6 protein-coding genes are annotated in these 7858 nt (G+C 60.9%); 2 read left to right on the plus strand and 4 right to left on the minus strand.

Annotated elements, in window-relative coordinates:
* Nucleotides 1-51 precede the first annotated feature (51 nt).
* Together BHE81_RS28165 and BHE81_RS08850 are read right to left on the minus strand one after the other, a co-directional pair.
* A complete protein-coding gene (locus BHE81_RS28165) occupies nucleotides 52-189 on the minus strand; it encodes a hypothetical protein (protein ID WP_032409208.1) in 138 nt (45 codons plus the stop codon).
* 125 nt (nucleotides 190-314) lie between these two features.
* On the minus strand, nucleotides 315-1703 hold the full coding sequence (locus BHE81_RS08850; RefSeq protein ID WP_004175568.1) for a NarK family nitrate/nitrite MFS transporter: 1389 nt from the start codon (nucleotides 1701-1703) through the stop codon (nucleotides 315-317).
* A gap of 311 nt (nucleotides 1704-2014) precedes the next feature.
* On the opposite strand from BHE81_RS08850, the gene narX reads away from it, so the two are divergent.
* Together narX and narL are read left to right on the plus strand one after the other, a co-directional pair.
* Complete coding sequence (gene narX / locus BHE81_RS08855; RefSeq protein ID WP_004200278.1) at nucleotides 2015-3793, plus strand: nitrate/nitrite two-component system sensor histidine kinase NarX; 1779 nt, start codon at nucleotides 2015-2017, stop codon at nucleotides 3791-3793.
* Between the two features lie 10 nt (nucleotides 3794-3803).
* Nucleotides 3804-4454, plus strand: coding sequence for a two-component system response regulator NarL (narL, locus tag BHE81_RS08860; RefSeq protein WP_002910198.1), 651 nt, complete (start codon nucleotides 3804-3806; stop codon nucleotides 4452-4454).
* On the opposite strand, the gene BHE81_RS08865 is transcribed toward narL, so the two are convergent.
* Nucleotides 4451-5833, minus strand: coding sequence for a YchO/YchP family invasin (locus BHE81_RS08865; protein WP_002910201.1), 1383 nt, complete (start codon nucleotides 5831-5833; stop codon nucleotides 4451-4453). The two genes, narL and BHE81_RS08865, sit on opposite strands and share 4 nt — an antisense overlap.
* Nucleotides 5834-5984: 151 nt before the next feature.
* A partial coding sequence (locus tag BHE81_RS08870) for a molybdopterin-dependent oxidoreductase (RefSeq protein WP_228268706.1) occupies nucleotides 5985-7858 on the minus strand: 1874 nt, incomplete at its 5' end.

The following is a 7858-nucleotide window of genomic DNA, read 5'->3' on the forward strand; positions in this document are numbered from 1 at the left end:
ATTGATAGCGATCAATCCGAACTGGCTTGTTACTGCGCAGCAAAACCTCGATTACCACCAAGGTGGTATAAGATGTTGTTTTTTAACTTGTTGTTTTTTAATGATTTTCACCTCAAAAAGCGGCGCCTCACCGGGATTTGTTAACAACGGAGGTATTAAGGGGTAGAGCCATTTCACTGGCAAGCCCACCTGTTCTGGCTCAGCGGTCGATGCGGAAAATATCCTCCGTTAGTATGTTGTAACTAATAAAGCGGTTAAAAAAGGCGCCTCCGTGGGGAGCGCGCCTTTTTATACGCCAACGTTACCGCGGCCGATTACTGACGCTTACGACCGTATACCGCCCAGGTGATCACCACGCAGGCAATATAGAACACGAGGAACACTTTCATCGCCCCGGCCGGCGAGCCGGTCAGATCCAGCGAGATACCGAACGCTTTCGGAATAAAGAAGCCGCCGATAGCGCCAATGGCGGAGATAAAGCCCAGCGCCGCCGCGGTATCGGTCGCCGCCTCGCGCATCGCCTGCGCTTCGCTGCCGCCCTGGGCCTTCACGCGGTCCATAGTCAGCTTACGGAAGATCACGGAGATCATCTGGAAGGTGGAGGCGCTCCCCAGCCCGGCGGTCAGGAACAGCACCATAAACACCGCGAAGAAGGCGATAAAGTTACCGCCCTGGCCGTTGGTCGGCAGGGTCAGGAACAGCAGCGCGCAGAAGACAGCCATCACCACAAAGTTGACCAGCGTTACGCGGGTCCCACCGAGGCGGTCGGAGATCGCCCCGCCCATCGAACGCGCCAGCGCGCCAATGAACGGGCCGAAGAAGGCGTAATGCAGGATCTGCACATCCGGGAACTGAGTTTTTGACAGCATCGCGAACCCGGCGGAAAAGCCGATAAAGGAGCCGAAGGTCGCGAGATAGAGCAGCGCCATAATCCACAGATGCAGGCGCTTAAGTACCGGCAACTGCTCGCTCAGCGACGCTTTCGAAGCCGACAGGTCGTTCATAAAGAACCACGCCGCCAGAGTGAAAATAATCAGGAAAGGTACCCAGATCCACGCGGCGTTTTCCAGATACAGCATCGAGCCGTCCGGTTGCTCGCTACCGTTACCGCCAAAAACGGCAAAGATAGAGATCGAGACCACCAGCGGCGCGACCAGCTGCATCACGCTGACGCCCATATTGCCAAGTCCGCCGTTAACGCCGAGCGCCCCGCCCTGCTTCGCTTTCGGGAAGAAGAAGCTGATGTTGGCCATACTGGAGGCAAAGTTGGCTCCGGCGAAGCCGCACAGCAGAGAGATAATCACGAAGATGCTAAACGGCGTAGAGGTATCCTGGACCGCGAAGCCCAGCCAGACGCACGGCACAATCATGATCCCGGTGCTGAACGCCGTCCAGCGACGGCCGCCGAACAGCGGCACCATAAAGGCGTAAGGCACGCGTAATAAGGCGCCTGACAGCGCCGGCAGCGCGGTCAGCATAAACAGCTGATCGGTTGTAAACTGAAAGCCTACTTTGTTGAGGTTAACGGCAACCGCGCTGAACAACATCCAAACGCAGAACGCCAGTAACAGACAGGGAACGGAGATCCATAAATTGCGGCTTGCCACACGATGGCCGCGCTGTTGCCAGAATTCAGGATCTTCAGGCCGCCAGTCGGTTATGACCGAGCGGTTAGCCTTCTCCGGGAGGGAAGATTGACTCATAGATACCTCTGATTATTCATATTTCCTGCCGCTACCTTAGGGGTTACCCGGGGCGGTAAGTTGATATAAATCAAAGGAAAAGCGCGAGCTAATTTGTGCAAAAATAAACCATGCCTCCAAGTGAGTAGAGAATGGCGGGGAAAAAAGTGTGGTTTTTCACGCTGCTGCCGGGTTGCGTATAATCCCCCCCCTAACATCGCCTACCACCGACAATTAAGGAGTAACTCTTTAGGGGTATGGGTATACTCCAGGGGATAGTCGAGAATAAGCGCCACTCCCGGAGACATGACCGGTCAGGAGCCACGCATTCCATGTTAAAACGTCTTTTTACCCCGCTGACGCTGGTCAATCAACTGGCGTTAATCGTGCTGCTCGCCACGATTATTGGCGTCGCCGGCATGGCGATCTCCGCGCGCCTGGTGAACGGCGTGCAGGGCAGCGCGCACGCCATTAACAAGGCCGGTTCATTGCGTATGCAAAGCTACCGGCTGCTGGCGGCGATCCCGCTGAATGAAAACGATCAAAAACTGGTGGCGGACATGACCGCCACCGTCTTCAGCCCGGAGCTGCAAAATTCCGCCCGCCGCGACGGCCAGGAAATCCAGCTTAAAGCCCTGCAGCAGTACTGGCAGCTGGCGCTGGCCCCCGGGATGCAGCGCGCAGTCAATCAGGCGGAAGTGGCCCAGGATGTCGCCGACTTTGTCGATCGTATCGACCAGTTGGTCACCGCATTCGACCACACCACCGAGCAGCGTATCGAACGGGTGGTCTGGATCCATCGCATCCTCGCCATTGGTATGGCGCTGCTGCTGATCTTCACTATCATCTGGTTACGCGCCCGCCTGCTGCGGCCGTGGAAACAGCTGCTGAGCATGGCGCGCGCGGTGAGCCAGCGTGATTTCACCCAGCGGGCGCACATCAGCGGACGCAATGAAATGGCGACCCTGGGCATGGCGCTGAATAACATGTCGGAAGAGCTGGCGGAAAGCTACGCCGTGCTCGAGCGGCGGGTGCAGGAGAAGACTGCCGGACTGGAGCAGAAGAACGAGATCCTCGCTTTCTTATGGCAGGCCAACCGCCGGCTGCACTCCAGCGCCCCGCTCTGCGAACGTATTTCGCCGGTACTGAATGGCCTGCAGGGTCTGACGCTGCTGCGCGATATCGAGGTAAGGGTTTACGACCTGGAAGACGAAGATAATCACCAGGAGTTTACCTGCCACTCGGATGATGACTGTGATGATAAAGGCTGCTACCTCTGTCCACGCAATCTGCCGCCGCTGCCGGATGGCGGAACAACGCTGAAGTGGCGGCTGTCAGATGCGCATAGTCAGTACGGCATCCTGCTGGCGACGCTGCCGGTTGGCCGCCATCTCAGCCACGATCAGCAGCAGCTGGTGGATACCCTGGTGGAACAGCTGACCAGCACCCTGGCGCTGGACCGCCATCAGGAGAAGCAGCAGCAGCTGATCGTCATGGAAGAACGGGCCACTATCGCCCGCGAGCTGCACGACTCCATCGCCCAGTCGCTATCCTGTATGAAGATGCAGGTTAGCTGTCTGCAGATGCAAGGCGACGCCTTGCCGACGGAGAGCCGCCAGCTGCTGGGGCAGATCCGTAACGAACTGAATACCTCGTGGGCCCAGCTGCGGGAGCTGTTAACCACCTTCCGCCTGCAGTTGACCGAGCCGGGGCTGCGCCCGGCGCTGGAGTCCAGCTGTCAGGAGTACAGCGCCCACTTCGGCTTTACGGTGCAGCTTGATTACCAGCTCCCGCCGCGCTTTGTGCCCTCGCATCAGGCGATCCACCTGCTGCAGATCGCTCGCGAAGCGTTGAGCAACGCTCTGAAGCATGCCAGCGCGACCGAAGTGACCGTGACGGTGTCACAACGCGATAATCAGGTTCGTCTGGTGGTAGCGGATAACGGCCGCGGCGTACCGGACCACGCCGAACGGAGTAACCATTACGGTTTAATTATTATGCGGGATCGCGCCCAGAGCTTGCGCGGTGACTGTCAGGTACGACGCCGGGAAACCGGTGGAACCGAAGTGATCGTCACGTTTATCCCGGAAAAAACGTTTTCCATCCAATAAGGAGACCCTCATGAGTCAACAGGAACGGGCAACTATCCTTCTCATTGACGACCATCCGATGCTGCGCACCGGCGTGAAACAGTTGATCAGCATGGCGCCGGACATCCAGGTGATTGGCGAGGCCAGCAATGGCGCGCAAGGTATCGAGCTGGCCGAGTCGCTGGATCCTGACCTGATCCTGCTGGACCTTAATATGCCGGGCATGAACGGTCTGGAGACGCTGGATAAGCTGCGTGAGAAATCCCTTTCTGGCCGGGTAGTGGTCTTCAGCGTCTCCAACCATGAAGAGGACGTTGTCACCGCCCTGAAGCGCGGCGCCGATGGCTATTTGTTGAAGGACATGGAACCGGAAGATCTGCTGAAAGCGCTGCAGCAGGCGGCCGCTGGAGAGATGGTTTTAAGCGAAGCGTTAACGCCGGTGCTGGCCGCCAGCCTGCGCGCCAACCGCGCCACCTCCGATCGGGACATCAGCCAGCTGACCCCGCGCGAGCGCGACATTCTCAAGCTGATAGCTCAGGGACTGCCGAACAAAATGATCGCCCGTCGCCTGGATATCACCGAAAGCACCGTCAAAGTACACGTGAAGCACATGCTGAAGAAAATGAAGCTCAAATCCCGCGTGGAAGCGGCGGTATGGGTCCACCAGGAGCGAATCTTCTAAGGCGAGTCCGTCCAGGAGACGCCTGGCGTGGTAAACTTGACGAGCGGCTCGGTCAACGCCAGGGCGATCTCATTGGAGGAGACGCGCTGCCCCTGTTTATCCTCCACCACCACCGACAGGCGCCAGCGGTTCGCGGCGCCCGGTTCACTGTTCCACACCGGCATAATGATGCTCCAGCCATCGGGGCTGCTGGCATCTACCGGCGGCGTCAGGCTGAGGGCCTGGGTGTCTCCCTGCCAGTGCAGCGCCTTGATGCCATGCAGACTATGGATCTGCAGCTTCAACTGCACCGTCTCCCCGGACTGCAGATCCCAGGGCGGCGTGGCCAGATAGACCGTCAGATTTTTGCGCTGACGATACTCCACCACCGGCAGATTATCCCGCTCCGGACTATCGAAGCGGCTCCCGCGCAGCGAGTTGCTGATCGCCACCTCGTCTGCCGCAAGCTGCTGCTTAAGGGGTACGCCAAAGCGGTAGTTTAGCTTCAGGCCCACATTGTTCTGGCTGACGCCATTTTCCCCCTGCTTATGCTTAGCGGTCACCGTGACCAGCGGGACCGGGGTGTAATTGAGCCCAACGGAGACGGCCACCGGATTATGGTAGCCGGTGCCGGAGTGAAACAGATCGACGCTATCGCCGAAATACTGTTCGACGCTGACGCTGGTGTTGATGTGCTGGTAGAACGGCAGCCGCGCCTGGGCGGTGACGTCATACCCTGCGGCCATCCGCTGCTCCTGAGTCTGATTATCGCGTAGCTGCCAGTCGCCAAGCGGATGGTAATAGTTTGCCGACAGGCGGAGATATTCTCCCCACGCTTCGGCGCCAACGCTGCCGCGCGCCAGGCTTTCGCTCAGCACTTTATCGTAAAACGAGTTATAGCCCAGCAGCCAACCGCCGACCCGCCAACGCTGGCCAAGCCCGATGTTGCCCACCAGATCGTGCTCGCGCCGGGTCACCGAGTACTGGTTCCACGTCAGATAACGGTCGTTATCCTGCAACGGCACGAACCAGCTCCCTTTACTGCCGGTGAATTTCCCCTCTTTATCGACCAGCAGGTCGACATTGGCGTTGCCCCACGGCGAGAGCCAACTCTCCAGCTGATGACTCACTTCATTGCCGATTTTACTGATGGCAAACAGCTGCGCCTGTTCACCCGCCGTCAGACCATTGTCGCTCATGCTGGCCTCGCCAAACTTCTTCGCCACTTCGGCAAAGTGCCGGGCGTCGTCATCAACCTGGGGAGCAATCCCCATATCGGGCAGCGGATCTTGCGCTTGCGCAGGGCGGGTGGTGTCGCTGGCGGTCAGCGCCCAGACGGGAACGCCCGGCAACAGCAGGAGAAAGGTCAACGTTGGCAACAAACGGAACGACACAGGCATTAACAGAGTTTGCGCAAGCTCACAAAAATGGATAGAAGTGTTAGTTTATCGTTTTTTCCCTGCTCCCGCAGCCCTGTGGGCAATTCCAGGAATAAGCTGAAACCGGTTGGGTAAGGTGCCGCCCAACCGGAGGCGTCGCCGCGCGCCACCGTTACGCCCGGGTTCGCTGCGCCGCCAGCAGCGCGTTGAGCTCCGGCACGCAAGAGCCGCAGTTGGTCCCGCATTTCAGCTTCCCACCCAGCGCCCCGACGCTGGCGCAGCCGCTGGCGATGGCCTCGTTAATTGACCATTCCCCCACCCCAAAGCAGCTGCAGACGATCCGCCCCCGCGGCGCGACGGCGGCGCCCGGTCGGCCGCTAAGCAAGGCATGTCGTTGGACAGCATCGGACGGCGGCGCGGCAAAGGCAGCGCTTATCCATGCGCAATCCACCGCCGGCTCGCGCGCATCGCTCCACCAGCCGAGCATCAGCCTTCCCTGATGCCAGGCCAGCAGGTTCCACACCGCGCCGCCGTCAGCCACCTGTAACTGCCAGCCGCGCCGGGCGCACCACGCGCTGAGCCACTGTCGGGCAGATGCCTCCCCGGCCAGCGAGTAGTGCAGCACGCCTGGCGTCGCCCGCCGCCGCCAGTGCCAGGCCGCAGGAAATGGTAGCGGTTCGCGGCAAAAAAGCTCGCTGTGCCAGGCCGGTTGCCAGGCGGCGATCGCCACCGCCGCCTGTTTACTTTCCGGCTGGCCGGAATACGGGTCCGTGACGGCGGCCAGCAGGTTATTCACCCGCCCCTGACGGGCAAACTGGTTGTTCCAGTGCATCGGAACAAACAGCGAGCCGGGGCGCTGCCCTTCGCTGATCGCCACTTTCGCCACCATCACCCCATGCCGCGACCAGATCCGCGCCAGCCCGTCAGCGGGAAGCTGATAGCGAACGGCATCCTGCGGCGCCACCTCCACCATTGGCTCCGCGATATGCTGCATCAGCCGCGGCACTGCGCCGGTACGGGTCATGGTGTGCCACTGATCGCGGATCCGCCCGCTGTTGAGGATCAGCGGATAAAAGGCATCGGTTGTCGCCCGGGTCGGTTGAGGCGTCACCGGCACCATCCGCAGCCTGCCATCGCCATGCCAGCCGCGCGTGATATCCCAGGCGGCCTCGCTGCGGCTGACCGGCCAGCGCACCGGCGGCATGGCGTCCCACGCCTCACGGCTGAGATCAGCCAGCGCGCCGATATCAAACGCCCGCTGGCCGTCGTTTTCGAAACCGGACAGCGCCGCATGCTCGCGGAAGACGTCATGCGGATGCTGCCAGGCAAACGCCTCGCGATACCCCAGCGCCTGGCCCACTCTGGCGATGATCCACCAGTCCGCTTTCGCCTCCCCCGGCGGCGGCAGAAAGCTGCGCTGACGGGATATCCGCCGCTCCGAGTTGGTGACCGTGCCATTCTTCTCGCCCCAGGCCAGCGCTGGAAAGCGGATGTGGGCGAAACGTCCGGTATCGGTCTGGGCGGCGACATCTGAGACGATCACCAGCGGACAGGCGGCCAGCGCCTGGCTCACCGCGTGGCTGTCAGGGAGCGACACCACCGGGTTGGTACCCATGATCCAGACCGCTTTGACCTCGCCGCGGCCAATGGCGGCAAACAGCTCCACGGCGGTCAGCCCGGGGGTCTGCGCCAGCCGTTCCGTCCCCCAGAAGCGGGCCAGCCGCTGCAGATCGTCTGGCACAAAATCCATGTGCGCCGCCAGCATCGTCGCCAGCCCGCCGACTTCGCGGCCGCCCATGGCGTTGGGTTGACCGGTCAGCGAAAAGGGGCCGCAGCCGCGGCGGCCATACTTCCCGCTGGCCAGATGGACGTTGATGATGGCGTTACATTTGTCGCTGCCGCTGGCGGATTGATTGATTCCCATGGTGTAGAGGGTGATCGCCCGCGGGGCGGCGATGAACTCGCGATAGAATCCCGCCACCTCATCGGCAGGCAGACCGCAAAAGGCCGCCACCCTCGCCACGTCCCAGCCGCGGGCGGCGGCCA

It is taken from the genome of Klebsiella sp. AqSCr, assembly GCF_008452795.1.
GTDB classification, from domain to species: domain Bacteria; phylum Pseudomonadota; class Gammaproteobacteria; order Enterobacterales; family Enterobacteriaceae; genus Klebsiella; species Klebsiella pneumoniae.